This window comes from Pseudomonas sp. WS 5412, from assembly GCF_012985615.1.
GTDB classification, from domain to species: Bacteria; Pseudomonadota; Gammaproteobacteria; order Pseudomonadales; family Pseudomonadaceae; genus Aquipseudomonas; species Aquipseudomonas shahriarae.
On the sequence record NZ_JAARMB010000007.1, the window covers coordinates 46878 to 71359 of the forward strand.

General features: G+C 61.3%; 25 protein-coding genes. 12 read left to right on the top strand and 13 right to left on the bottom strand.

The window, feature by feature from the left end:
• Positions 1-4: 4 nt before the first annotated feature.
• The 7 genes from HBR94_RS11540 to HBR94_RS11570 form a co-directional block, all read right to left on the bottom strand.
• Complete coding sequence (locus HBR94_RS11540) at positions 5-1204, bottom strand: PucR family transcriptional regulator (protein ID WP_120733554.1); 1200 nt, start codon at positions 1202-1204, stop codon at positions 5-7.
• Positions 1201-2469, bottom strand: a complete 1269-nt coding sequence (codB, locus tag HBR94_RS11545; RefSeq protein WP_170044826.1) for a cytosine permease — start codon at positions 2467-2469, stop codon at positions 1201-1203. Before codB ends, HBR94_RS11540 begins: the two co-directional genes overlap by 4 nt.
• Positions 2470-2674: 205 nt before the next feature.
• Positions 2675-3298 (bottom strand): NUDIX hydrolase, encoded by a 624-nt coding sequence (locus HBR94_RS11550; RefSeq protein ID WP_057959087.1) that lies wholly within the window; start codon positions 3296-3298, stop codon positions 2675-2677.
• A 118-nt stretch (positions 3299-3416) separates the two neighbouring features.
• On the bottom strand, positions 3417-3773 hold the full coding sequence (gene queD, locus HBR94_RS11555; RefSeq protein WP_003190259.1) for a 6-carboxytetrahydropterin synthase QueD: 357 nt from the start codon (positions 3771-3773) through the stop codon (positions 3417-3419).
• Between the two features lie 141 nt (positions 3774-3914).
• The gene (locus HBR94_RS11560) at positions 3915-4310 is read right to left on the bottom strand and encodes a hypothetical protein (protein WP_057438507.1); all 396 of its coding nucleotides are present in this window, start codon (positions 4308-4310) and stop codon (positions 3915-3917) included.
• Between the two features lie 301 nt (positions 4311-4611).
• Entirely contained in the window at positions 4612-4824 is a 213-nt protein-coding gene (locus HBR94_RS11565) for a helix-turn-helix transcriptional regulator (protein ID WP_057439475.1), read from the bottom strand.
• A gap of 184 nt (positions 4825-5008) precedes the next feature.
• Positions 5009-6088: a patatin-like phospholipase family protein gene (locus tag HBR94_RS11570; protein WP_115128553.1), complete on the bottom strand. Its 1080-nt coding sequence runs from the start codon at positions 6086-6088 to the stop codon at positions 5009-5011.
• Positions 6089-6247: 159 nt separating this feature from the next.
• Between HBR94_RS11570 and HBR94_RS11575 the strand changes: the two genes are divergently transcribed.
• From HBR94_RS11575 to HBR94_RS11605, 7 genes are all read left to right on the top strand, one after another.
• A complete protein-coding gene (locus HBR94_RS11575; protein WP_057439473.1) occupies positions 6248-6553 on the top strand; it encodes a PepSY domain-containing protein in 306 nt (101 codons plus the stop codon).
• Positions 6553-6867 (top strand): PepSY domain-containing protein, encoded by a 315-nt coding sequence (locus HBR94_RS11580; protein WP_057439472.1) that lies wholly within the window; start codon positions 6553-6555, stop codon positions 6865-6867. Before HBR94_RS11575 ends, HBR94_RS11580 begins: the two co-directional genes overlap by 1 nt.
• Positions 6867-7535, top strand: a complete 669-nt coding sequence (locus tag HBR94_RS11585) for a response regulator transcription factor (RefSeq protein WP_115128552.1) — start codon at positions 6867-6869, stop codon at positions 7533-7535. Before HBR94_RS11580 ends, HBR94_RS11585 begins: the two co-directional genes overlap by 1 nt.
• Entirely contained in the window at positions 7532-8851 is a 1320-nt protein-coding gene (locus tag HBR94_RS11590; protein WP_170044827.1) for a sensor histidine kinase, read from the top strand. The genes HBR94_RS11585 and HBR94_RS11590 overlap by 4 nt, the downstream gene beginning before the upstream one ends.
• Positions 8852-9062: 211 nt before the next feature.
• Positions 9063-10016, top strand: coding sequence for a TAXI family TRAP transporter solute-binding subunit (locus HBR94_RS11595; protein ID WP_057439471.1), 954 nt, complete (start codon positions 9063-9065; stop codon positions 10014-10016).
• 90 nt (positions 10017-10106) lie between these two features.
• The gene (locus tag HBR94_RS11600) at positions 10107-12134 is read left to right on the top strand and encodes a TRAP transporter permease (RefSeq protein WP_170044828.1); all 2028 of its coding nucleotides are present in this window, start codon (positions 10107-10109) and stop codon (positions 12132-12134) included.
• Positions 12131-12547, top strand: coding sequence for a DUF1850 domain-containing protein (locus HBR94_RS11605; protein ID WP_169961218.1), 417 nt, complete (start codon positions 12131-12133; stop codon positions 12545-12547). Before HBR94_RS11600 ends, HBR94_RS11605 begins: the two co-directional genes overlap by 4 nt.
• Positions 12548-12553: 6 nt before the next feature.
• Here the strand turns inward: HBR94_RS11605 and HBR94_RS11610 are convergent, their stop codons facing one another.
• On the bottom strand, positions 12554-14701 hold the full coding sequence (locus tag HBR94_RS11610; RefSeq protein WP_057439468.1) for a methyl-accepting chemotaxis protein: 2148 nt from the start codon (positions 14699-14701) through the stop codon (positions 12554-12556).
• Positions 14702-14938: 237 nt separating this feature from the next.
• On the opposite strand from HBR94_RS11610, the gene HBR94_RS11615 reads away from it, so the two are divergent.
• Entirely contained in the window at positions 14939-16258 is a 1320-nt protein-coding gene (locus HBR94_RS11615; RefSeq protein WP_169961237.1) for a Na+/H+ antiporter NhaC family protein, read from the top strand.
• Positions 16259-16330: 72 nt separating this feature from the next.
• On the top strand, positions 16331-18010 hold the full coding sequence (locus HBR94_RS11620) for a methyl-accepting chemotaxis protein (protein WP_115128549.1): 1680 nt from the start codon (positions 16331-16333) through the stop codon (positions 18008-18010).
• Between the two features lie 338 nt (positions 18011-18348).
• Here the strand turns inward: HBR94_RS11620 and yegQ are convergent, their stop codons facing one another.
• On the bottom strand, positions 18349-19668 hold the full coding sequence (yegQ, locus tag HBR94_RS11625; RefSeq protein WP_170044829.1) for a tRNA 5-hydroxyuridine modification protein YegQ: 1320 nt from the start codon (positions 19666-19668) through the stop codon (positions 18349-18351).
• 161 nt (positions 19669-19829) lie between these two features.
• On the opposite strand from yegQ, the gene HBR94_RS11630 reads away from it, so the two are divergent.
• A complete protein-coding gene (locus HBR94_RS11630; protein ID WP_115128547.1) occupies positions 19830-20897 on the top strand; it encodes an AI-2E family transporter in 1068 nt (355 codons plus the stop codon).
• On the opposite strand, the gene HBR94_RS11635 is transcribed toward HBR94_RS11630, so the two are convergent.
• From HBR94_RS11635 to HBR94_RS11645, 3 genes are all read right to left on the bottom strand, one after another.
• Positions 20894-21073: a hypothetical protein gene (locus HBR94_RS11635; RefSeq protein ID WP_057439464.1), complete on the bottom strand. Its 180-nt coding sequence runs from the start codon at positions 21071-21073 to the stop codon at positions 20894-20896. The two genes, HBR94_RS11630 and HBR94_RS11635, sit on opposite strands and share 4 nt — an antisense overlap.
• Before the next feature lie 109 nt (positions 21074-21182).
• Complete coding sequence (locus HBR94_RS11640; RefSeq protein ID WP_029296627.1) at positions 21183-21377, bottom strand: hypothetical protein; 195 nt, start codon at positions 21375-21377, stop codon at positions 21183-21185.
• A gap of 231 nt (positions 21378-21608) precedes the next feature.
• The gene (locus HBR94_RS11645; RefSeq protein ID WP_057439463.1) at positions 21609-21956 is read right to left on the bottom strand and encodes a hypothetical protein; all 348 of its coding nucleotides are present in this window, start codon (positions 21954-21956) and stop codon (positions 21609-21611) included.
• A gap of 165 nt (positions 21957-22121) precedes the next feature.
• Here HBR94_RS11645 and HBR94_RS11650 point away from each other — a divergent pair, with 165 nt between their 5' ends.
• Complete coding sequence (locus HBR94_RS11650) at positions 22122-22940, top strand: shikimate 5-dehydrogenase (protein WP_115128546.1); 819 nt, start codon at positions 22122-22124, stop codon at positions 22938-22940.
• Positions 22941-23126: 186 nt separating this feature from the next.
• On the opposite strand, the gene HBR94_RS11655 is transcribed toward HBR94_RS11650, so the two are convergent.
• A complete protein-coding gene (locus HBR94_RS11655) occupies positions 23127-23774 on the bottom strand; it encodes a DUF480 domain-containing protein (RefSeq protein ID WP_057439461.1) in 648 nt (215 codons plus the stop codon).
• 115 nt (positions 23775-23889) lie between these two features.
• Here HBR94_RS11655 and HBR94_RS11660 point away from each other — a divergent pair, with 115 nt between their 5' ends.
• Positions 23890-24399 carry a DUF1993 domain-containing protein gene (locus HBR94_RS11660; protein WP_170044830.1) on the top strand — a complete coding sequence of 170 codons (510 nt, stop codon included), beginning with the start codon at positions 23890-23892 and terminating at the stop codon, positions 24397-24399.
• Positions 24400-24482 lie beyond the last annotated feature (83 nt).

Here is a 24482-nt window from a genome sequence, read left to right on the forward strand (position 1 = left end):
GCAATCAGGCAGACAGCCGCCAGATCATCAGCGCGACGCCGATGTCCAGACGGTCATTGGGGTTGTCCAGCGACAGCCCGCACAGGGCCTCGATGCGCTGGACGCGATGGGTCAGGGTGTTGCGGTGGACCGCCAACCGCAGGGCAGCAGCCACAAGGTTACCATTGTCCAGGAACCACGCTTGCAGGGTCGGCATCAGGCTCGGGCCGTGACGTTGATCATGGCGCAGCAGGGGCCCCAGGCGTTCCTGGAGAAACTGGTCGAGCAACCCGCGATCGCGCACCGCGCTCAGTAGCTTCAGCACCCCGAGTTCATCGTAGACACAGATACCGGCATGTTCACCAAAGCGCCGGGCGACCGCCAGCGCCTGGCGCGCTTCATCCAGGGCCTGGGCCAGGCCGGCTGGCGGATGTTTTGCCGCGCTCAAGCCGATGCACAGCTTCAGCGGGGCCAGGCGCAGGTTCAGGGGCTTGAGCCAGTTTGCCAGGCGTTGCCGGTTGTCACCGGCGGGCAGCAGCAAGGTCCACTGCCCAGCCCTGCCGAGCACGGGCAGACGCGAAGGATGCTCGGCGGCGAACTGGCGCAATCGGCGAGTAATGCCATCGTGCTGGCGGGCCAACTGAGCTTCGGCGTCCGCGGCCACGGTTTGCGCAAATAGCGCCTCGCCACCGTCCAGTTGTAACTGCACCACTTGCCAATCCCCGTCCAGCGGCATGCCCAGCTGGCTGGCGCGATGCAGCAGCAGGTCGAGGGACTGATAGTCGCCCGCCAACAGGCGCTCCAGCACCTCATGCCGTGAGCGTCCGAGTTGCTCGGCCTCGATCAGCGCGGAGCCGATGGCCTGGGTCACCAGGACCATCTTCAGGGAGTAAGGCTGTTCGATCAGCGGCATGCCGACGGCGTCGGCAGCTTCCAGCAGTCCAGGGGGGATTGCCTGGATGTAAGCCGGCCCGGTCAGGATCACCAGGCCAGCGACTTGCCGCGCGCAGGCTTCGTCGAGCAAGCGCAAAAGGTTGGCCTCGTCACGGGGATGGTTGATGCCGGTGACGAACACCAGTTCGCCGCCCAGCACCCACTCGGCAATACCGCTGTTCTCGGCTACATAAGGCCAGCGCACGCCATTATCCAGGCCTGCGCTACCCGCCCGCAGGCTCATGCACTCCAGCCCCGGCAGGGCCAGTACATCCGCCACCGTCAGGCTCATGCCTGGGCGTCAGCCGATGGCACCCGCACCCGCAGGACGGCGGTGAGCGCGATGTAGGTAGCGGCCGCAGCGATAATCCCCACCAGTGGCGCGACCCACGGTGAGCTGAAGGCCAGCACCGTACCCACGGCATAGGCAATCAGCCCCGGCCAATTGAAGGCCGGCAAGCGCACATCTGCCAGCCGTGGATAGTGGCCGCGGTAGCGATAGAAAAAGTCGGCCATGATCACCCCGCCAATCGGTGGGATCACCGTGCCCAGCAAAATCAGGTAGGGCACCAGCATGTCGTACATACCCAGCAAGGCAAGCAGGGTGCCTATCACCGCGCCGACCAGAGTCACGGTCTTGCGGCGCCTGGTGCGCAGCAGGTTGCAGCCGGCGACGGCAAAGTTGTAGATGGTGTTGTCCTGGGTACTCCAGATATTGAGCAGCAGCATGGCCATCGCCGCCATGGCGAAACCTTGCAGCAGCAACACCTCCACCACATCCGGTTGCTGATAGACGATGGCGCCGTAGGCACCGATCAGCACCATCAGGCCGTTGCCGACAAAAAAGCCGATCAGGCTGGCCAGCACCGCCACCTTGGCCGAGCGGGAAAAGCGCGTCCAGTTGGTGGCCTGGGTGGCACCGCTGACAAAGGTGCCAAACACCAGGGTAATGGCCGTGGACAAATCCAACTCACTGCTGGGCACCACGGCGAGCAAACCTTCCAGCCCGCCGACTTTTACCGTGGCCACCCACATCGACAGCAACAACAGCAGGCCCATGGCCGGGACTGCAATGTAAGAGAGAATTTCCAGCCCCCGATAGCTCACGTAGGCCGTGGCGCAGAACGCCAGGCCGAACAACACCATCAGTGCCAGTACGCTGCCCTGGCTCAACTCGAAATACTTGCCCAGCACCACGGCCGCCGTGGCGGTGCCCCAGGCGTACCAGCCAATCTGGGTGAAACCCAGGATCAGGTCACTCAACTTGCTGCCCACTTCACCAAAGCAGAAACGCCCCATCAGCACCGAGTTCAAGCCGCTCTTGAAGGCGATGTACCCCAGGCCTGCGGCGTAGATACCCAACAGCAGGTTACCCAGGGCCACGACCCCGAGCATCTGGGTAAAACTGAAGGCCACCCCCAGCTTGCCGCCAGCAAACATGGTTGCGGTAAAAAAGGTGAAGCCCAGCAACACCATGGCCGTGGAGCCAAGGCCCTTGCGTGCATGCATGGGCACTTCGCTGAGAGGGTAATCGTTGCCCGGTTCGTTCTGCGTCATGTGCCGTTCCCCTGTGAGTGACGCAGGGCCTGTTGCAGCGCCCGTGCCAACTGCCGGGCAGTGATGGGTGCACGGTGGGCGCTGTGCAGGTTGCACAATATTTGGGGGTGGGTAGGGCAGGGAGGCGGAATGGCTTGTGGATTGTGCCCAGCCCGGCACTAAAGTGGTGCGGCGGTGATACAAATGGGATCACCGGTCCAGGGTGTCAGTCGAACAGGGTCTGGGTGATTTCCCCACGGTGAAAGGCGAAGGCTGCTTCAAGATCACTTTCGATGGTGCGGCCGCGTGACAGGGGCGGCAGGTTGTCGAGGCTGAAGAAGCCGACGTCGGTGGTTTCAAAGCCTGCCACGGGGGCGGCCTGGTCGGTGCGTTCGCAAAGGAAGTACAACTTGTAGAAGTCGCGTACGTCAGGCCGATACAGGCCCTTGGCTTTGTGGGTCACGCTGTACAGCGCCCGTGCGGTAACGCTCAACCCGGCCTCTTCGCGAAGTTCCTTGATGATGTTTTCCGCAGCGGATAACCCGATATCGGCGTAGCCACCCGGCAATGCCCAGCAGCCATCCGTTGCTTCGCGCACCAGCAGGATTCGGTCGCCTTCGATCAGCGCGCCACGTACATCAATCATCGGCGTTGAATAACGCTGGGCGAAGTCCGAAACCAGGCCGGTAATGCGCTCCAGAGGCACTTGCCCCAATTGCGCGAGCATGCTGTGGGCAATATGGGCGATCTCTTCCAGGCGTTCGCGCTCGAAGTCATCCGTGCAAAAGTGCAGCCCGGTAGAGGCCAGTGCCTGCAAACGCTTGGCCTGTGCCAGCCAGGTGGATTCCATGGTGTGGTTCCTTGGTTTGCTTCAAAACCTGGTTTTATTCGCTGCTATCGTCGAGGGCAAGCCAGGGATGGAGCAATCCATGGCTAGGGAGGTGTCCCCTCGGTTTTATAGAGGTGCTTTATTCACCGCGATAAATACAGCCACTGGTGCAGGTCTCATGGATACGAATGGCGCTGAGTTCCGGCAACAACGGCTTCAGCTCATTCCAGATCCACTTGGCCAGTACTTCGCTGGTAGGGTTTTCCAGGCCGGGGATGTCGTTGAGGTAGTTGTGGTCGAGGCGCTCATAGAGCGGCTTGAAAATCGCCTTGATCTCCGAGAAATCACGGATCCAGCCGGTATGCGGATCGAGGTCGCCGCTCAGGTGGATGGCCACCTTGAAGGAGTGGCCGTGCAGGCGCCCGCATTTGTGGCCTTCGGGGACGTGGGGCAGGCGGTGGGCGGACTCGAATGTAAACTCTTTGAAAATTTCCACGGTATGACCTGTAAGGCAGGAGTTTCTAGGGCTGTGTGCGATTGTCAGTGTGGGGTGAGCGCTTTATGGGCCCAGGTGACCGACTTGGCGCGCATTCTAACCTGTTTTATCGGGCAACCAGGCGGAGTGCGTAAAGCGCTGTTACTCCTGGGACCATAACGTTGTACTGACCTTGACCCCATCCCCACACGGCAATGAGCGCTGCGACCCTCGGCGCTCCAGTTCGGCATACGCACGGGCACACTGCACCTGGCTTTGGGCGGCGGCGTTATCAATGCTGATATTGCCGGTGGTTTCAGACACCAGGTTGCCGTTTTTCTCCAACCGGATCAGTGGCCGTTCGGGCTGCACTTCAAAGCGACTTTTCGTCGGTTCGGTGCTCAGTGCCAGGTCGGTGGGGGCTGCCGGCAACTGATCTTCGGTGACGCCATAGCGCGTGAGAAGCGAAAGGTTGGGCAAGTCCTGCGCGCTTGCCTGGGCTGCTGCCAGAAGCAGGAACATGCCAAGGCTGTACATTTTTTTGCGATTAGAATGCATGGTTGTATCTTTCCAAAGTTGTTTCCTGGTGGGCTGGATTGAAGAACAACTTATTATTATCGCAACCACGTTTAGGGCAGGGTGTATCCAGCCAGAAAGAAGAGCCGTGGCGGTTGCCGAACTGCGTACCTGGTTCATAAACCTTGAACGAGGAAGGGCTGAAACTGGTGTTACTGCAACCAGTAATCAGGGCGGTAGTGACGAGGCCCAGGAACTTTATGGGTTTCATAAGGGGGAGGTCCGCGTTGAATTTATCAGTGTTTTACAGGGTTGCCCGCAAGCCAGGCAGCTCATTCCAGGGCTAGGCTTCTTCGCTCTCGAACTCCAGCAAGTCGCCTGGCTGGCAATCCAGGGCGATACACAGCTTGTTCAGGGTTTCGAGTTTAACGCCTTTGATCTTTCCGTTTTTCAATAGCGATAGATTGGCTTCGGTAATCCCAATGGCATCTGCCAGTTGGTTGGAGCGAATCTTCTTCTTCGCCATCATGACGTCCAATCGAATGATGATTGTCATGGGTTAGATGATGCTTTTGTTTTCATCGTCGATAACTTTTGATTCGGCCACTGTTAATGAGAATGCACACAGAAAGATGCCTTGTATGATCGCATACATAGCGCCTAATGATACACCCAAGGTAAGGGTGAACCTACGCTCGCCGGGCGCTACGCCAATTTGCGGAAAAATAAGGCCTGGTGGCTCAGAGCGCAATCAAGCGCTCACCCAGCTGGCCACTATCGGCCAGTTCAAGGAACTCATCGCCCAGCCGCTGGCTTTCACTCATCGCGGTTTGCCAGTACTGGTTGCGTCGCGCGTCATCCCCCATAAAGCGCTTGAAGTCGCTGCGATCCGGCAATTTTCCGTGGGGCAGGCGGGCCAGGTAGTCCCGTGAGGGGGCCACCAGCAACACATCCTGCAGACCCTGTGGGCTACTGCGCCGCCACGGCAGACTCTTGTCGAACCAGCCGGGGATGACTCGATCAGTGAAGTGCGGGTACAGCACAATGTCATCGCCGTGGTAGGGCAGGTCGAGGTGGTAGTCCAGCAGGCCACCATCGCGATAGGTGCCGGCACCGGCGCCCGGCAAGTCGCGTACGCCTTGCATCACCATGGGGATCGAGCCGGACGCCAGCAGGGCCTGGCGCAGGTTGCCCGGTTCCAGGGCGAGAAAGCGCGAAGGGAAATCCGTGAGCGGGTGCAGTGGCGGCGCCTGGCGCGGGTCGTGGATGATCAGCCGTTCAAAATGCCGGGACAGCCGTGCACGGCCGCGCAGGTTATCGGCGATCACCGAGGACAGGCCCAGGCCCAGGCGCCCTCGGTGATCGTCGGCCAACAGGCCATGGCTTTTGACCACGACTATATTCAGGCGATAGTGCGGGTTATCCAATAGCGTCGCATCGCGCCCGGCCAGCAGGTCGTCGAGCATGCGCTGGCAACTCTGGCTGACCTCGGCCATGGTCACACCCTTGGCAAAGCGTTGCTCGTTGTACAGGCGCCCGAGGTCGAGCAGGCCCTGTACCGGATCCGGCAGGCAAGCGCTGGCAAAGCGCCAGGAACCGATCGACGCGCCGATCAGCGCACGCTCGCGGGGGGCACGCGCCAGCCAGTCACCAAACAGCGCCAGGTCCAGACCCTGAATGCCCAGGGCCTTGGGACCACCGGCCGCGCCGGGCAGAATCCCCACATCGGCAGGCTGGAGGCCTTGTTCGCGAATCCGTGCAAAAGCGCGTTGGCCAGCCTTGAGCGTCAGGGCTGGGAACTTGATGTGAATGGCCGTCATACCGATCTCTGTGCAGGCGAGCCGGGCAGTATAGGAAATATTCCCCGGAGCCTGGCAAGGTGTTGTGGGACAATTGCCATGGTGGCAATTCAGTTTCAGTTAAGTTGCGACCCGTACTGTGGGGGCCGTAGGCAAAACATCCTGAAATGGAGAACGATCATGAAAACCCTCACAATTATCACCGCCAGTATCATCGCCCTCACCAGCGGCCTGGCCCAGGCGCGGGACCTGGGGCCGGATGAAGCGCTGAAATTGCGTGACGCTGGTACCATCCAGTCTTTCGAGAAGCTCAATGCCGCCGCCCTGGCCAAGCACCCAGGTGGCACGGTGCATGAAACCGAGCTGGAGCAGGAATACGGCAAGTATATTTACCAGGTTGACCTGCGCGATGCCCAGGGCGTCGAGTGGGATGTGGAATTGGACGCTGTCACCGGGCAAGTCCTCAAGGATCATCAGGATACGTAATGAAGGTAAATCTACGCACCGGCAGTCGACTGGCGCTGGTGCTCCTGGCCTTTTGCTCGGTGGTGGCTGCCCGGGACCTCAACCAGGATGAAGCCCTGGAATTGCGTCAGCAAGGGGTGATTCTGTCCCTGGAGCAACTGCTGCAGCAGGCCATGGCGCGGCATCCCGGTGCCAGGTTGCTGGAGGCTGAGCTTGAGAGCAAACACGGCAGTTACGTCTATGAGGTGGAGCTGGTGACCACCGATGGCGTGGTCCGGGAAATCAAACTGGACGCGACCACCGGCGCGCTGCTTAAAGACGAGGAAGATGACTGATGCGCCTGCTTCTGGTGGAAGACCACGTACCGTTGGCTGATGAACTGATGGCCGGGCTGAAAGCCCAGGGCTATGCCGTGGATTGGCTGGCGGACGGTCGCGATGCGGTGTATCAGGGGCGCAGCGAGCCGTATGACCTGATCATCCTCGATCTGGGCCTGCCTGGCTTGCCGGGGCTTGAGGTGCTGAGCCAGTGGCGCGCCGCCGCGCTGGCGGCCCCGGTGTTGATCCTCACCGCCCGCGATTCCTGGGCCGAGCGCATCGCAGGGCTCAAGGCCGGGGCCGACGATTACCTGAGCAAGCCGTTCCACCCCGAGGAGTTGTACCTGCGCATCCAGGCCTTGCTGCGCCGTTCCCATGGCCAGGCCAACCAGCCGACCTTGCAGGCGGCGGGCTTGCACCTGGATGAAGGCCGTCAGTGCGTGATGCGCGACGGTGCCGAGGTGCAACTGACCGCTGCCGAGTTTCGCCTGCTGCGCTACTTCATGCTGCATCCCGAACAAATCCTTTCCAAAAGCCATCTGGCCGAGCACCTGTATGACGGCGAGACCGAGCGCGACTCCAATGTCCTCGAGGTCCACGTCAACCATCTGCGGCGCAAGCTCGGGCGCAGCGTGATTGAAACCCGGCGTGGCCAGGGTTATCGCTTTGGCGCCAGCCCCGCGTGAGGTCGATCCAGCGGCGGCTGAGCCTGGGGCTGATCAGCGTGATGGTGATCGTCGGCCTGGTGCTGGCGCAGACCAGCCTGTGGCTGTTCGAAGTGGGTCTGCAACGCTACCTGGAAGCGGGTCTGCGCAACGACAGTGAAAACCTGCTGGTGGCCCTGGTGCGTGGGCCCGGCGGCGTGCAACTGGATGAACAGCGCTTGTCACCGGCCTATCAACGGCCGTTTTCCGGGCACTATTTCCGTATCGACTTCGGCGACAACCACTGGCGCTCCCGTTCATTGTGGGACCAGGAGCTGCCGCAACTGCCCCAGGCCGGCCTGAAGGGCAACCTGCAATTGGGCCCGGAAGGCCAGCAACTGCTGGTCCTGCGATCGGACTACAAGCGTTTTGGCCAGTCGATTTCCATCAGCGTGGCCCAGGACTACACGCCCGTGCGGGAAAGTTTTCGCCTGATGCGCCAGGTCGGCCTGGTCCTCGGGCTGGCGGCGTTGCTGCTGATCCTGATCCTGCAACGGGTCACCGTACGCCGGGCCCTGCGCCCGCTGGAAACTGCGCGCGAGCAGATTGCACAGCTGCAACAAGGCCAGCGCTCGCAACTGGATACCCAGGTGCCGGTGGAGCTGGAGCCGCTGGTGGCGCAGATCAACCACCTGTTGGCCCATACCGAAGACAGCCTCAAACGCTCGCGCAACGCCCTGGGTAACCTCGGCCATGCCTTGAAGACCCCGCTGGCGGTATTGCTGAGCGTGGCTTCCAGCGAGCAGCTCAAGGACCAGCCACAATTGGCCAAGTTGTTGCGCGAGCAGTTGCAGCAGGTGCAGCAACGGCTCAACCGCGAACTCAACCGCGCGCGCCTGGCCGGTGAAACCCTGCCCGGCGCGCAGTTCGACTGCGACAGCGAACTGCCGGGCCTGCTGGCGACCCTGAACATGATCCACGGCGAGCACCTGGAGTTGAGCTACCAGGTTCGCCCCGGCCTGCAACTGCCCTGGGACCGCGAAGACTTGCTGGAGCTCTTGGGCAACCTGCTGGACAACGCCTGCAAATGGGCGGATGCCGAGGTGCGTTTGAGCATTGAGCAGACCCCGGAGTGTTTTCAACTGATCGTCGAAGATGACGGCCCGGGTATTCCCGAGTCCCAGCGTGACCAGGTTTTCAGTCGTGGCACCCGCCTGGATGAACAGACCGCTGGCCATGGCTTGGGGCTGGGCATCGTGCGCGATATTGTCGATGTATGGGGCGGTACATTGCAGTTGCAAGAGAGCCCACTGGGCGGGCTCAAAGTGTTGATCGAACTGCCCCGGCGCCAAACCTGACTGGCGGATACGCGCGCCGATTTGCAACAAGACTTTTCTTACAGAACCTGGCTCGCGCAATTTCGCTTATAACAGCCACCACGCAGGCCGTGTGGAACAGGTGAAAGGCACCCTGGTTTTTTCTCTGTTTCGGCCACGGCAGTTGCTATAGCCCTCGCCAGCCGGTCACGCGGCTGCTCGGCACCTAACAAGAAAGATAAAAGGTGAACCCATGCAAATGACCAAACGCTTGAGCCTGTTTGCTGCTGCCGCAGCCCTTGTCGCCAGTTCCTCGGCACTCGCCGCCCCAACCTTTATCAATGTGCTGACCGGTGGCACCAGCGGCGTGTATTACCCGATTGGGGTGGCATTGTCACAGCTGTACAGCAACGGTATAGACGGATCGAAGACCTCGGTGCAGGCCACCAAGGCTTCGGTGGAAAACCTCAACCTGCTGCAAGCCGGTCGCGGCGAGCTGGCCTTTGCCCTCGGTGACTCGGTCGCCGATGCCTGGAATGGCGTGCAAGACGCCGGCTTCAAGGCGCCCCTGAAAAAACTGCGGGCGATTGCGGGCACCTACCCCAACTACATCCAGATCGTCGCCAGCAAGGAGTCTGGCATCACCACCCTGGAGGATCTGAAAAACAAGCGTATCTCCGTCGGCGCGCCGAAATCCGGCACCGAGCTGAACGCCCGCGCTATCTTCAAGGCTGCTGGCCTGAGCTACGAAGACATGGGCAAGGTCGAGTTTCTGCCGTACGCCGAGTCGGTCGAGTTAATCAAGAACCGCCAGTTGGATGCCACCCTGCAGTCCTCGGGCCTGGGCATGGCGGCGATCCGCGACCTGGCCGCGACCCTGCCAATAACCTTCGTTGCCATTCCGGCGGATATCACGGCGAAGATCGATAACGCTGCCTACCAGGGCGCGGTGATCCCGGCGGGCACTTATGACGGTCAGGACAGCGATGTAGCGACCGTGGCCATCACCAACATCCTGGTCAGCCATGACGGCGTGACCGATGAGGTGGCCTACCAGATGACCAAGCTCATGTTCGACAACCTCGATCGTCTGGGTAACGCCCACTCGGCGGCCAAAGATATCAAGTTGCAAGGTGCGGCCAAGGGCCTGCCTATCCCACTGCATCCGGGCGCCGAGCGTTTCTACAAGGAAGCTGGCGCACTGTAAGGCCCAGGTGGGTGCGGTGCGCGGTGCCAAGCGCTGCGCGCTGTGCCAGGCTTGTTGGCATGTCGATGTTGTAACGTGGGAGTGACCTGCATGAGTGAGCAAGACCAAGGCCTTGCCGCCAGTCCCAGGGATTGGCCGCGAGCGCTGTTCTATGTCGCGCTGTTGTTTTCCGTCTTCCAAATCATCACCGCGGCCTTCCATCCGGTCTCCAGCCAGATTCTGCGGGCCGTGCATGTGGGCTTTCTGTTGCTGGTGGTGTTTCTGTGTTTTCCGGCGCGTGGCAATGCTCAGCCCTGGCAGCCGATGGCCTGGCTGCTGGGGCTGGCCGGAATGGCCACGGCGTTCTACCAGTGGTATTTCGAAGCCGACTTGATTCAACGCTCTGGCGACCTGACCGATAGCGATATGGTCATCGGTCTGGTGCTGATTGTGCTGGTGTTTGAAGCGGCGCGGCGGGTGATGGGGATTGCCCTGCCGTTGATCTGTGCGCTGTTCCTGGCCTACGGCCTGTTCGGCCAGTACCTGCCGGGCGATCTGATGCACCGCGGCTATGCCATCGACCAGATCGTCAACCAACTGGCCTTTGGCACCGAGGGGCTGTATGGCACGCCGACCTATGTATCGGCCACGTACATCTTCCTGTTTATCCTGTTCGGTGCGTTCCTTGAACAGGCCGGGATGATCAAGCTGTTCACCGATTTCGCCATGGGCCTGTTCGGCCACAAAGTCGGTGGCCCGGCCAAGGTTTCCGTGGTGTCGTCGGCGCTGATGGGCACCATCACCGGTTCGGGGGTGGCCAACGTGGTCACCACCGGCCAATTCACCATCCCGTTGATGAAGCGCTTCGGCTACAAGTCGGCGTTTGCCGGTGGCTTGGAAGCGACCTCGTCGATGGGCAGCCAGATCATGCCGCCGATCATGGGCGCAGTGGCCTTTATCATGGCCGAGACGATCAACGTTCCGTTCTTCGAGGTGGCCAAGGCCGCGCTGATTCCGGCCATGCTGTACTTCGGCTCGGTATTCTGGATGGTTCACCTGGAAGCCAAGCGCTCCAACCTGCGTGGCCTGCCCAAGGACGAATGCCCGAACCCCTGGGCCGCGGTGAAGCAGCGCTGGTACCTGTTGATTCCGCTCTTTGTGCTGATCTACCTGCTGTTCTCCGGGCGCACGCCGCTGTTCTCCGGCATGGTCGGCCTGGCCCTGACGTCCATTGTGATTCTCGGCTCGGCGATCATCCTGCGGGTCTCGTCCAAGGTGATGCGTTTTGTCTTCTGGATCGTCCTGGGTCTGCTTTGCGCGGGCTTCTTCCGGCTCGGTATCGGCATGGTGTTCGGGGTGGTGGCGCTGCTGGTGGCGGTGTGCTGGTTTATCAAAGGCGGCCGCGACACCCTGACCATCTGCCTGCATGCACTGGTAGAGGGCGCACGGCACGCGGTGCCGGTGGGGATTGCCTGCGCCCTGGTGGGGGTGATTATCGGTGTCGTGTCGCTGACCGGGGTGGCTTCCACCTTTGCCGGCTACATCCTTGCCATTGGCCAGGACAACCTGTTCCTGTCGCTGGTGCTCACCATGCTCACTTGCCTGGTGCTGGGCATGGGGATCCCGACCATTCCCAACTACATCATCACCAGTTCGATCGCTGCACCGGCACTGCTGGACCTCGGCGTACCGCTGATTGTCTCGCATATGTTCGTGTTCTATTTCGGCATCATGGCCGACCTCACACCGCCGGTGGCATTGGCCTGTTTCGCGGCGGCACCGATTGCCAGGGAGAGCGGCCTGAAGATCAGCTTTTGGGCGGTACGCATCGCGGTGGCGGGGTTCGTTGTGCCGTTTATGGCGGTGTACGAGCCGGCGCTGATGCTGCAGGGCGATAGCCTGTTGGCCACACTGTATGTGGTGGCCAAAGCGTTGCTGGCCATTGGTATCTGGGGTGCGGTATTTACCGGCTACTTGCAAGCCAGGCTGAGTTGGTGGGAGCGCCTGCTGGGCTTCTTCGCCGGTGGTAGCCTGATTCTGGCGACGCCGTTAAGCGATGAAATCGGCTTCGTCATGGTGGGGCTGTTGATCGCACAGCACTGCTGGCGGGCCCATCGTGCCCAGGCGGCCACTGCGTGATCGGTCTGTGTCTGGGCTTGGCGGGCGCGGTATGGGCACAAGTGCCTACGCCTGTGTTCACCCTGGCCTGGACGCATACGATTGAGAAAGTGCGCTGGGAAGAGGATTACCGTGTAACGCCTGAGGGCCTGGTGTTGGGCGAGGCGCGGGTCAAGGGTTCCGGGGCCGGTATGGAGATCCCGCACGGCGCCGAACTGCGTGATGGCAGTTGGCATTACCAGCGTCAGTTGCCACCCTTGCAGCCCCTGCGCCTGGGCCGCACCCCCGAGGCCGGGGATTATCAACTGTGTTTCAACCAGCAGTGCCAGTGGCTGAGTGCCTGGCTCGGCCCGCCCCAGGCGAGCCAGCCGGCGGTAGAGCTGTGGGGGTGTGAGCTGGAGGTTGCGTCCAGCCCCCGGCCCCGCACCTTTTAACCGCGATCAGACCCGGAACTGGTCCATCAACCCCTGTTGCTGATTGGCCAGGCTATTGAGCGTCTGGCTGACCCGCGCCGATTCATTGGCTTGTTCCGACAGCGACTCGGTCACATCACGAATCGTCGCCACGTTGCTGTTGATCTCCTCGGCCACCGCGCTTTGCTGCTCGGCGGCGCTGGCGATCTGCAGGTTCATGTCGCTGATCACCGTCACCGCATCGCCGATCTGGCGCAATGCCGTGACGGCCTGGCCGACCTGTTCGACACTGCCTTGGGCCTGGCGATGGCTGTTGCTCATGGAGCTCACCACTTCCTGGGTGCCGTTTTGCAACTGTTCGATCACCTGGCGGGTTTCTTCCACCGACTCCTGAGTGCGCCGTGCGAGGTTGCGCACCTCGTCCGCCACCACCGCAAAACCACGCCCGGCTTCACCGGCACGGGCGGCTTCGATGGCGGCGTTGAGGGCCAGCAGGTTGGTTTGTTCGGCAATCGCGCGGATCACTTCCAGCACTGAACCGATCTGCTCGCTATTGGCTGCCAGACCTTCGACCTGGGCCATCGCCGTGCTCATGTCGGCAGCCAGGTGGCCGATGCTGGTGGTGGTGCGGTCGATCACCGTCAGGCCTTCGCGGGTGGCCTGGTCGGCATCCCGTGCAGCGTGTGCCGCCTGGGCGGCGCTGCGGGCGACATCCTGGGCGGTGGCGCTCATTTCGTGGGAGGCGGTGGCCACCTGATCCACCTGGCGGTACTGCTGCTCCATGCCGGCACTGGTCTGGCTGGCGATTGCCGCTGATTGGTCGGCGGTGCTGCGCGCGTCCTGCACCGAGCGTTTGACCTCGGCAATGATCGGTTGCAGTTTGTCGAGGAAGCGGTTGAACCAACTGGCCAGTTCGCCCAGCTCGTCGCGCTTGTCGTAGGCCAGGCGCCGGGTCAGGTCGCCTTCGCCGCTGGCGATATCTTCCAGCATATGGGCCACGCCGAGGATCGGCCGGGTGACACTGCGGGCCATCAGCCACACCAGCAGCAAACCGACGATGGCGGCGAGCAGGCCCAGGCCCAGTTCCAGCAGGGTGCCTTTGGTGTTGTCGGCATCCAGCTCGGCCTTGAGGGTTTCGGCGGGGCCGATCAGGACTTTTTCCGGCACATCCAGCAACACGCCCCAGGACTTGCCATTGGGAATGGGCTGGAAGGGTGCCAGCACCTTGAGTTGATGGTCGGTACGCAGGCTGTAGGTCTGGGTGCTGCTGGCCATGGCGCTGATCAGTTGTGCGCCGCTGGCGGTATCCACACTGTCCAGGCGCTGGCTGAGCTTGCTCGCATCCGGGCTGTAGCCGGCCAGCAAACCCACCGGGCTGATGATGCTGACGTTGGTCTGGCCGTCATACAGCTCGCGGCTGGCATTCTGGCTGACTGCCTGCAGGCTGTTGAGGTTGATGTCCACCGACAGCGAGGCGATGACTTTGCCATTGGCCATGAGCGGGAACACGATGCTGGTCAGCAAGACGTTGTGCCCGTCGATCACATAGAAGTACGGCTCGATCACACACGGCTTGAGGGTCGTGCGTGGGCAGGTGAACCAGGTGTTGGCCTTCTCGCCGCTGGGGCCGACGCTGGTGTCGGACATATCGCTTTCCGGCAGCGCCATCGAGGTCAGGGTGCCGGGTGTCGGCTGCGACCAGTACAGGGCAAAGCGTCCCTTTTCATTGCTGCCCAGCTCCGCTTGGCCGGCGAACAGCTCATCCTTGCCATCCAGGGCATTGGCTTCAAAGACCAGGGACAGGCCCAGCAGGTCCGGGTTGGCTTGCAGGGCGGCCTTGACCTGGCGGGTCAGGTCTTCACGCAGGTCGAAGGCATCGAGGAAGCGTTTTTCGGCCTGTTCGCGCAAAAACAGCACCTGGCGCGAAAAGCCATGGCCATATTGGTAGGCGTCCATAAATTGCTGGCGGATGCCCAGCGCCTGCACTTCACCCTGGGCTTCGATGCGCGATTGGGCTGCAACATTAAGCATCTGTGTGCTGGAGGTCTGGACCCGTTGTGAACTCTGGTCCATCCGATACAGCGAAAGACCCACCAGCAGGGTCACGATGCCCAACAGACAAAGGCCGGCGAGGAGGGTGATTTTCCATTGAATGGACAACTGCCTGAGCGACATGGAGATCCTTAACCTTTCGTTGCGACAGAGATAATCCACTCTATCGGCCGCGGGTTGTTTTTCTTTATTCATACGTTCAATTGAATCTATTCGCGACGTCGTTCTTTGACATGGCGCGCCGGCTGCTGCAAAGTGCGCGGCCTCTAATAAAACTCCCTTTCTGCGTGTGCCGTGGTCGACATCTGGCCGGGGCGCCGGCGCGTGTTGTGTTTATATTTCTGTCTTGAGGTAACCATGATTAACGCAGTAATCGCCGCGGTCGGCACCATGCTCGTGCTCAGCCTGTCCCGCGTGCATGTGGTCATCGCGATCATCGTGGGTGCCCTGGTCGGCGGTTTGACCGGTGGCCTGGGGATCGACGCGACGCTCAGCGCGTTCAACAGCGGCTTGGGCGGCGGTGCCACGGTGGCGTTGTCTTACGCATTGCTCGGTGCTTTCGCGGTGGCGATTGCCAAGTCCGGCCTGGCCCATGCCCTGGCGGACAAGGCCCTGCTGCTGGTGGGCCGCCAGGACGCCACTGGCGGCAGTTCTGTCAAATGGCTGCTGATCTGCCTGCTGGGAGCGGTGGCGATTGCCTCGCAGAACATCCTGCCGATCCATATCGCCTTTATCCCGCTGCTGGTACCGCCGCTGCTGTATGTGCTGACCAAGTTGCAGATTGACCGGCGCCTGATCGCCTGCGTCATGACCTTCGGCCTGATCACCCCGTACATGTTCCTGCCGGTGGGCTTCGGCAATATCTTCCTCAACCAGATCCTGCTGGCCAATGTCGCCAAGAGCGGGGTGGATATCAGCCAGGTCAACGTTACCCATGCCATGGGTATTCCGGCGCTGGGCATGGTGTTCGGCTTGTTGGTGGCGGTGTTTATCAGCTACCGCAAAAAGCGCATCTACGACCTGCAGAAGATCGAGCGGGTCGAGCAAGTGGCGGTGCAGTACAACCCGCTGACCCTGCTGGTCGCCGGGCTGGCCATTGCCTCAGCCTTTATTATCCAGTTGTGGCTGGACTCGATGATCATCGGTGCCTTGGCGGGTTTCCTGATCTTCTCGGTATCGGGCATCGTGCGCTGGCGCGACACCGATGATCTGTTCACCGAAGGCATGAAAATGATGGCGATGATCGGCTTCATCATGATCGCGGCGTCGGGGTTTGCCGAAGTGCTAAAGGCCACCGGCCAGGTACAGACGCTGGTGCAGGCTTCGGCCGAATTCATCGGCCACAGCCGTGGCGTGGGTGCGCTGTTGATGTTGCTGGTAGGCCTGCTGGTGACCATGGGCATCGGTTCGTCGTTTTCCACCGTGCCGATCCTCGCGGCGATTTTTGTACCGCTGTGTGTGCAACTGGGGTTCAGCCCGCTGGCCATTGTCTGCATCGTCGGCACCGCCGGGGCCCTGGGCGATGCCGGTTCGCCTGCGTCCGACTCTACCCTGGGGCCGACCTCGGGTTTGAACATCGACGGCCAGCACCACCATATCTGGGACACCGTGGTCCCGACCTTCCTGCACTACAACCTGCCGTTGCTGGTGTTCGGCTGGTTTGCTGCGATGACCCTGTAACAAGCAGATTCCTACAGTTTTCTCCTTTAGGGCCGTTAACCTCCTAACGTTGCCCTACAAGAGAGAAGATCCATGCGTCTGAGTCTGAAGGCCAAAGTCCTGTCCCTCGCTGTACTGCCAGTGTTGTTGTTTGCCGTGGTCATCAGCCTGACCACCGTGTGGATCCTCAAGGAACAGGCGCGCACCGAGGTGGCCGAAACCCGCCAGCGCCTGCTCAACAACGCCAAGGCCACCCTGCAAAGTTATGTCGAAGTGGCGATGACCACCATCAAGCCGCTGTACGACGCGGCAGCCCCCGGCGATACGGAGGCGCGGGCGCAGGTGGTCAAGCTGTTGTCCAACACAACCTACGGCAAGGACGGCTATTTCTTCGGCTACGACTCCGAAACCATCCGCCTGTTCAAGGGCAACAGCCCCGACGGCGTGGGCAAAAGCTTCAAGGACAACCGTGACCCCAACGGCGTCTACGTCAACCGCGACCTGGTCAAGGTCGGCAAGGACGGCACCCACTACCTGCAATACAGCTCGACCCAGCCGGGACAAACCGAACTGGTGCCCAAGCTCGGCTACACCGAGTACCTGCCCAAGTGGGACATGGTGATCGGTACCTCGGTCAACCTCGACGGTATCGAGGCCCTGGTCAGCGAAGTCGAAGCCAAGGTCAACGAGCGCATGGAAGGGGTGTTGTTGAGCATTGTCGGCATCGCCGTAATCCTGCTGTTGCTGATCGCTGCAGCGGGCATGCTGCTGGCCAATACCATCCTGCGCCCCTTGCACCTGATGAAAGCCAACCTCGACGATATCGCCGCCGGTGAGGGCGACCTGACCCGGCGCCTGGCAATCACCAGCCAGGACGAGTTGGGTGAACTGGCCGGCTCGTTCAATCGGTTTGTCGACAAGATCCACGGCCTGGTACGCCAGATCACTGACATGACCTCGCAACTGACCGGGCTGGTCAGCCAGGTGTCCGAGCAGGCCCATCGCTCGGAACAGGCCATGGAACGCCAGCGCCAGGAAACCGACCAGGTGGCGACGGCGATCAATGAAATGTCGTCTGCCGCCCATGAAGTGGCCCGCAGTGCCCAGGGTGCGGCCGTGGCGGCGCAGCAGACCGACGCCGAAGGCCAGGCCGCCAAGCGCGTGGTGGATGGCAGCATCGCGCAGATTCATGCGTTGGTGAATGACATCCGCAGCAGTGGCGTGTCGCTGGATAGCCTGCAACAGGACGTGTCGTCGATTGTCAGCGTGCTCGGGGTGATCCGCTCGATTGCCGAGCAGACCAACCTGCTGGCCCTCAACGCCGCCATTGAAGCCGCCCGTGCCGGTGAAGCCGGGCGTGGTTTTGCGGTGGTGGCCGATGAGGTACGCGCACTAGCCAGCCGCACCCAGCAAAGTACCCAGGAAATCCAGGGCATGATCGACCGCCTGCAAAAGGGCACCGAGGCGGCCGTGGAGTCCATGCGCCGCTCCAGCGATGCCGGCGACGGCACCTCGGCCCAGGCCAACGAAGCCGGGGCGTCCCTCGATACCATGGCGCAACTGATCGGCACCATCAACACGATGAACGCGCAGATCGCCAGCGCCGCTGAAGAGCAAACTGCCGTGGCCGAAGAGATCAACCGCAGCGTGCATCAGATTGCCGTGGCGGTGGACAGCGTGGCGGACGAGACCCAGCAGGGGGCACAGACCTCCCGCAGCCTGGCGGAACTGGGGCAGCGGTTGGGGCAGTTGGTGGGGCAGTTCAGGATCTGATCTGGCAATTGCGGTGCTTGATCTGGCCTCATCGCAGGCAAGCCAGCTCCCACACTTGATCGGTGAACATGGTCAAAATGTGGCGGTTGCTGGGGTAGTTCGGGATCTGATCTGGCAATTACGGTGCTTGATCTGGCCTCATCGCAGGCAAGCCAGCTCCCACACTTGATCGGTGAACATGGTCAAAATGTGGCGGTTGCTGGGGTAGTTCGGGATCTGATCTGGCAATTGCGGTGCTTGATCTGGCTCCATCGCAGGCAAGCCAGCTCCCACATGTTGAACTGTGAATGCAGTCAAATGTGGGAGCTGGCTTGCCTGCGATGGGGCCCTAACAGCCGCTACACATCCCGCATCAACAACCCAAACCCGATATCCATGTCCAACGGCACCGGCACATATACCGTGTGCCCATCCCCCGGCGCCACCTCAATCGCCTCACCCTTGGCGTTATGCATCATCCCCAGGTCAAAATGGAAGTTCCCCGCCGGGGTCATCAGTTCCAGGTGATTGCCCACGGCAAAGCGGTTCTTCACCTTGACTTCGGCCAGCTCCCCGCGCCGTTCGCCGGTCAATTCACCGACAAACTGCTGTTGTTCCGAGACGGAGCTGCCGTTCTGGTAGTTCTGGTATTCGTCATGCACGTGGCGGCGCAGGAAACCTTCGGTGTAGCCACGCTGGGCCAGGGACTCAAGGTTGGTCATCAAGCCCCGGTCGAACGCACGACCGGCCACCGCATCATCAATGGCCTGGCGGTACACCTGGGTGGTGCGCGCCACATAAAAGTGGGACTTGGTGCGGCCTTCGATTTTCAACGAATGCACGCCCATCTGCGTCAGGCGCTCGACATGTTGCACCGCCCGCAGGTCCTTGGCGTTCATGATGTAGGTGCCGTGTTCGTCCTCGAAGGCCGGCATCTGCTCATCCGGGCGGTTGGCCTCCTGCAGCAGGAACACCTGGTCGGTGGGCGCGCCAAGGCCCAGGGTCGGCTCGGGCTGATACTGCTGGACGATATCGCCCACGGTGTTTTCGGTCGCGGGTGTGGCCTGGTATCTCCAGCGGCAGGCGTTGGTGCAGGTGCCCTGGTTGGCATCGCGCTTGTTCATGTAGCCGGACAACAGGCAGCGCCCGGAGTAGGCCATGCACAGCGCGCCATGCACAAACACTTCCAGCTCCATGGCCGGCACGTGCTGGCGGATTTCGGCGATTTCTTCCAGGGACAGCTCCCGCGACAGGATGATCCGGCAGATGCCTTGCTGCTGCCAGAACTCGACACTGGCCCAGTTCACCGTGTTGGCCTGTACCGACAGATGGATCGGCATCTGCGGGAAGTGCCGGCGCACCAGCATGATCAAGCCCGGATCGGACATGATCAGCGCGTCCGGGCCCATGGCGATCACCGGTTCCAGGTCCTTGAGGAAGGTTTTCAGCTTGGCATTGTGCGGCGCGATATTGACCACTACATAAAAGCGCTTGCCCTGGGCCTGCGCCTCGGCGATGCCCAGGGCCAGGTTGGCGTGATCGAACTCGTTATTACGCACCCGCAAGCTGTAGCGCGGCTGGCCGGCGTAGACCGCATCGGCGCCGTAGGCAAAGGCGTAGCGCATGTTTTTCAGGGTGCCGGCAGGGGCGAGCAATTCGGGAGCGAGGACAGGGAGCATGGGATTCAGATCGCAAAAGGGCGGCAGGGTAGCCGAGCCGGGTCTGGCGGTTATTGATCTGGGTCTACGCTGTAGAAATAAAGATGGCACTCGCCGGATGCGCGGTGGACTAAGCAACAGGGCGCGCTGGGCGCCCAGCGTTTTTCTGGCACGGATCGGACATGAACCAAACGAATCTGCAATTCAAAACCCTGCTATTGCTGCTGGTCCTGGTGACCCTCGCGTTTTTCTGGATCCTGTTGCCGTTCTACGGCGCGGTGTTCTGGGCGGTCATCCTCGGGATCATCTTTGCGCCTATGCAGCGGCGCCTGCAGCTCAAGTTTGGCTGGAACCGCAACCTCACGTCGCTGTGTACCCTGATGGTGTGCCTGGTGATCGCGATCTTGCCGGTGATCATCACCAGCGCCTTGCTGGTGCAGGAGGGGGCGACGCTGTACAAGAACGTCGAAAGCGGCAAATTGGATGTGGCGGGCTACATCGAGCAATTCAAGAACTTCCTGCCGCCGTACTTCCAGAACCTGCTGGATCGCTTCGGCATGGGCAACCTGGAAGGCCTGCGCGAGAAAATCGTCAAGGGCGCGATGCAGGGTAGCCAGTTCTTTGCCAGCCAGGCATTCAGCTTTGGTCAGGGCACCTTTGATTTCCTGGTGAGCTTTTTCATCATGCTCTACCTGCTGTTCTTCCTGCTGCGCGACGGCCCCGAACTGGTGCGCAAAGTGCGCACGGCGGTGCCGCTGGCCGAGCCACAGAAGCGTCGCCTGCAACTGAAGTTCAACCGGGTGGTGCGGGCGACCGTCAAGGGCAATGTGCTGGTGGCGGTGACCCAAGGGGCGCTGGGTGGCCTGATCTTCTGGTTTCTGGATATTCCCAGTGCGTTGCTCTGGGCGGTGCTGATGGCGTTTCTGTCATTGCTGCCGGCGGTGGGTGCCGGGATTGTGTGGGGGCCGGTAGCCGCGTACTTCCTGCTCAGCGGTTCAATCTGGCAAGGGGTGGTGCTGGCCTTGTTCGGGGTGTTTGTGATCGGCCTGGTGGACAACGTGCTGCGCCCGATCCTGGTGGGCAAGGACACCAAGATGCCGGATTACCTGATCCTGATCTCGACCCTGGGCGGCCTGTCGGTCTTCGGCCTCAATGGTTTTGTAATCGGGCCGTTGATTGCCGCGCTGTTTATTTCCAGCTGGGGGCTGTTTGTCGAAACCAAGCCCCGGGTACGCCTGCCATTGCCCTAAGCCGAGAAACAATGGGCCATCTTGCGTGACAGGGCCTGGGCATCGGGCAGTGAGGTCAGGGGGCCACTGATGGCTTCACCGTCGCGTACCAGGTACCAGCAGGCGAGCAAACCCAGCTCGCGAAGGGGTACAGGGACGGCACTGCCGACGACGGACATGATCTGGATAGTGGGCATATCTACCTCCATTGCTGATGGAGGTCACCTTACGGTGGCCCGGCGGCGAGGGAAAATCACCTTGCTCGATAGTCAACATCACTGTCATCGAGGCTGCACCGGCAGGGGCTCAGTCAACCACCTGGTCCAGCATGTGCAGCACTTCCTGTTCATTGAGCAGGCCTTTGTGGACCAGGTTTTCTGCCAGCAGCGAAAGAAACTTGGCGCTGCGATGGCCTTCCAGGTGCTTGAGCTCGGTCAAGGCGCTATAGACCTTGCTCGAGGTGCAGAGGCCGGCGGTACGGTGCGGATTTTGTGTGGGCATGCTGGGGCGTCCTTGTTGTTATGGCCTGTTATAGGGGACAGTTTTGATAGTGAGAGTGCCGTGTGACACAAACATGACAGCGCGGCCCCCCATTGGGCAAGTGCACGTTGGCCCTAATAATGTCGGAATTAACAGCCAGGGTTGTCCCCATAACGACCCTGGCGAGATTTATTCAGACCTGGCCACCCATAAAAAAGCCCCGCCGGGTGTGCGGGGCTTTTGCTGATGGGTTTACCAGCCACGCCCGTAATAGCCACGGGGCGGGCCGTAGTAGCCACGTGGTGGCCCGTAATACACGGGCGCCCGGCGGTAATACACCGGTTGCTGCACGTACACTGGCGCCGGCTGATAATAGACCGGTGGCGGGGCGGCATACACCGGCTGGGGCTGGTAATACACCGGTTGCTGCTGCACATACACCGGTCGATCATGGCTGGCGATCACAGAGCCCACTACGGCTGCGCCGACAACCGCACCCAATACGGCCGGGCCACCCCAACCGCCACCATGGGCGGAGGCTTGGCCGGCTACAGCAAGTGCACCGATCAGCAAAGCGATCCTGGGGATTTTACGAATCATGGTCTTTCCTCGGTTGGCCCCTGCGCTTGTGGTCTGCAATCAATAGACTCAAGGATTGTCGCGGGGATACTTTTAAGACAACGTATTTCAGGAAAACAGCACGGCCACTAGGTAAAGGTTGTGTAAGGTCTGTACCGATTTGCTTACTTCGAAGAGGCGTTACCGATGCTGATGAACCCCAACAAGGATACCCAGCTGTGCATGTCGCTGTCGGCCCGTCCGGGCAATTTCGGCCTGCGATTTCATAACCATTTGTATGAGCAGCTGGGGCTGAACTTCTACTACAAGGCGTTCAGCAGCCAGGACTTGAACGGCGCCGTGGCCGGGATCCGTGCCTTGGGGATTCGTGGGTGTGGGGTGTCGATGCCGTTCAAGGAAGCCTGCATCGAGCTGGTCGATGAGCTCGACGAATCGGCCCGCGCCATCGCCTCGATCAACACCATCGTCAACACCGCCGGGCACCTCAAGGCCTACAACACCGACTACATCGCCATCGAGCAACTGCTGCAAAAACACGCGGTGCCCAAGGAATCGACCTTCGCCCTGCACGGCAGCGGCGGCATGGCCAAGGCCGTGGCCAGTGCCTTGCGGGATGGTGGCTATGCCAATGGCGTGATCGTTGCGCGCAATGAAACGGCGGGCCGGGCCCTGGCGCAGAACCTGGGCTATCAGTGGCAGGCGACCTTGGGTGAAGCGCGCCCGCAGATGCTGGTCAACGTGACGCCGATCGGCATGACTGGCGGCGCCCAGGCGCAGGACCTGGCGTTTGCGGCCGACGCAATTGATGCGGCAGACACCGTGTTCGATGTGGTGGCCATCCCCGCCGAAACGCCGTTGATCGTGCGGGGCAGGGCCCAGGGCAAGCGGGTGATTACCGGCCTGGAAGTGATCGCGATCCAGGCCCTGGAGCAGTTCGTGCTGTACACCGGCATCCGGCCGACGGACGAACAGTTCCAGAAGGCGGTGGATTTCGCCCGGCAGTAAACACCGCCGGCCCAGGTGGGAGCGGGCAAGCCCTAATGCAACGCAATGCTCAAAGCAGCGAAAATCAAATGTGGGAGCGGGCTTGCTCGCGAAGACGTCGGCCCAGCAAACATTGATGTTGACTGACCCACTGCTTTCGCGAGCAAGCCCGCTCCCACACAAGCCCGCTCCCATAAGGGGGGACGTTTATTCGAGGCGCGACAGGCGCTCTTCCAGCGCCGCAATCCGCGCCTCCAGCTCCTCGATGCGCTCCACGGAAACCCCACTGGCGCTGCTGCGCTCCACCGGGCTACCGCGGGCGGCCAGGATCGCCTCGATATCCGCGGGATCGCCCAGGGAGTGGGTGTAGCGGTCTTCGCGCTGGCCGGCCTGCTTGGGTACCAGCACCGCCAGGTCACGGGCGATCAGGCGTTCCAGTTGATGCACCACCTGCTCGGCATCTTCAAAATCATGCATGCGCCCGCTGCGGGTCAGCAGTTCGTTGACCGTCTGCGGCCCGCGCAGGAACAGCAGGCCGGTAAGGATCACCTGTGCCGGCACCAGTTCCAGGGCCTTGTCCACGCGGTGTTCCCAGCGGTCGGCGCGACTGCCCATCACCAGCTTGGTAAAACCACGGCCCTCCAGGGCGCGCAGGCTCTGGCCAACCTGGCCCTGGCTGAGGTTCATCACCGGTTCCCGGCTGGTTTTCTGGTTGCAGGCCAGGACCAGGGCATTGAGGGTCAGCGGGTAGGTTTCCGGATTAGTGGCCTGTTTCTCGATCAGGCAGCCCAAAACGCGGATTTCCGTGCTGTTCAGGCGCGGCTCGGAAGAGGTGGTGTCGTGCTCGGCGGTCATCGCGCTTTCCCTATGCAGTGAGCCCACTAGCCTAATCCCGAAAAAATAAAAGACAAGCAGCGCTCATGTCTATAATCGCCGCTGTTCAAACCCTGTCACCACTGTCGAGACTGTCATGACTATTTCCCTGTACGCCGCTTCACTTCCGGTCTTCAAGCAAATGCTCAACGCCCTGAGCGATGTGCTGAACAAGGCCGAGGCCCACGCCACCGCCAAGAACATCGACCCTAACGCCTTGCTGCAGGCGCGTCTGTTCCCGGACATGTTCCCGCTGGTCCGTCAGGTACAGATCGCCGTGGATTTTGCCAAGGGCGTTTCCGCGCGCCTGGCTGAGATCGAAGTGCCGAAATACGAAGATACCGAAGTTTCCTTCGCTGACCTGCAAGCGCTGATTGCCAAGGTCCTGGCCTTTATCGACACCATCACCCCGGCACAGATCGACGGCAAGGAAGGCATCGAGATCGTCACCCGTCCGGGCACGCCTAAAGAGAAGCGCTTCAGCGGCCAGTCCTACTTGCTGACCTACGGCCTGCCGCAGTTCTTCTTCCACGTCACCACCGCCTACGCCTTGCTGCGTCATAACGGTGTGGAAGTGGGCAAGCGTGACTACATGGGCGCATTCTAAGCCCCGAGTCACACCGCAAAACAAATGTGGGCGCTGGCTTGTGTGGGAGCTGGCTTGTCGGATCGCCGCATCGCTGCGATAGC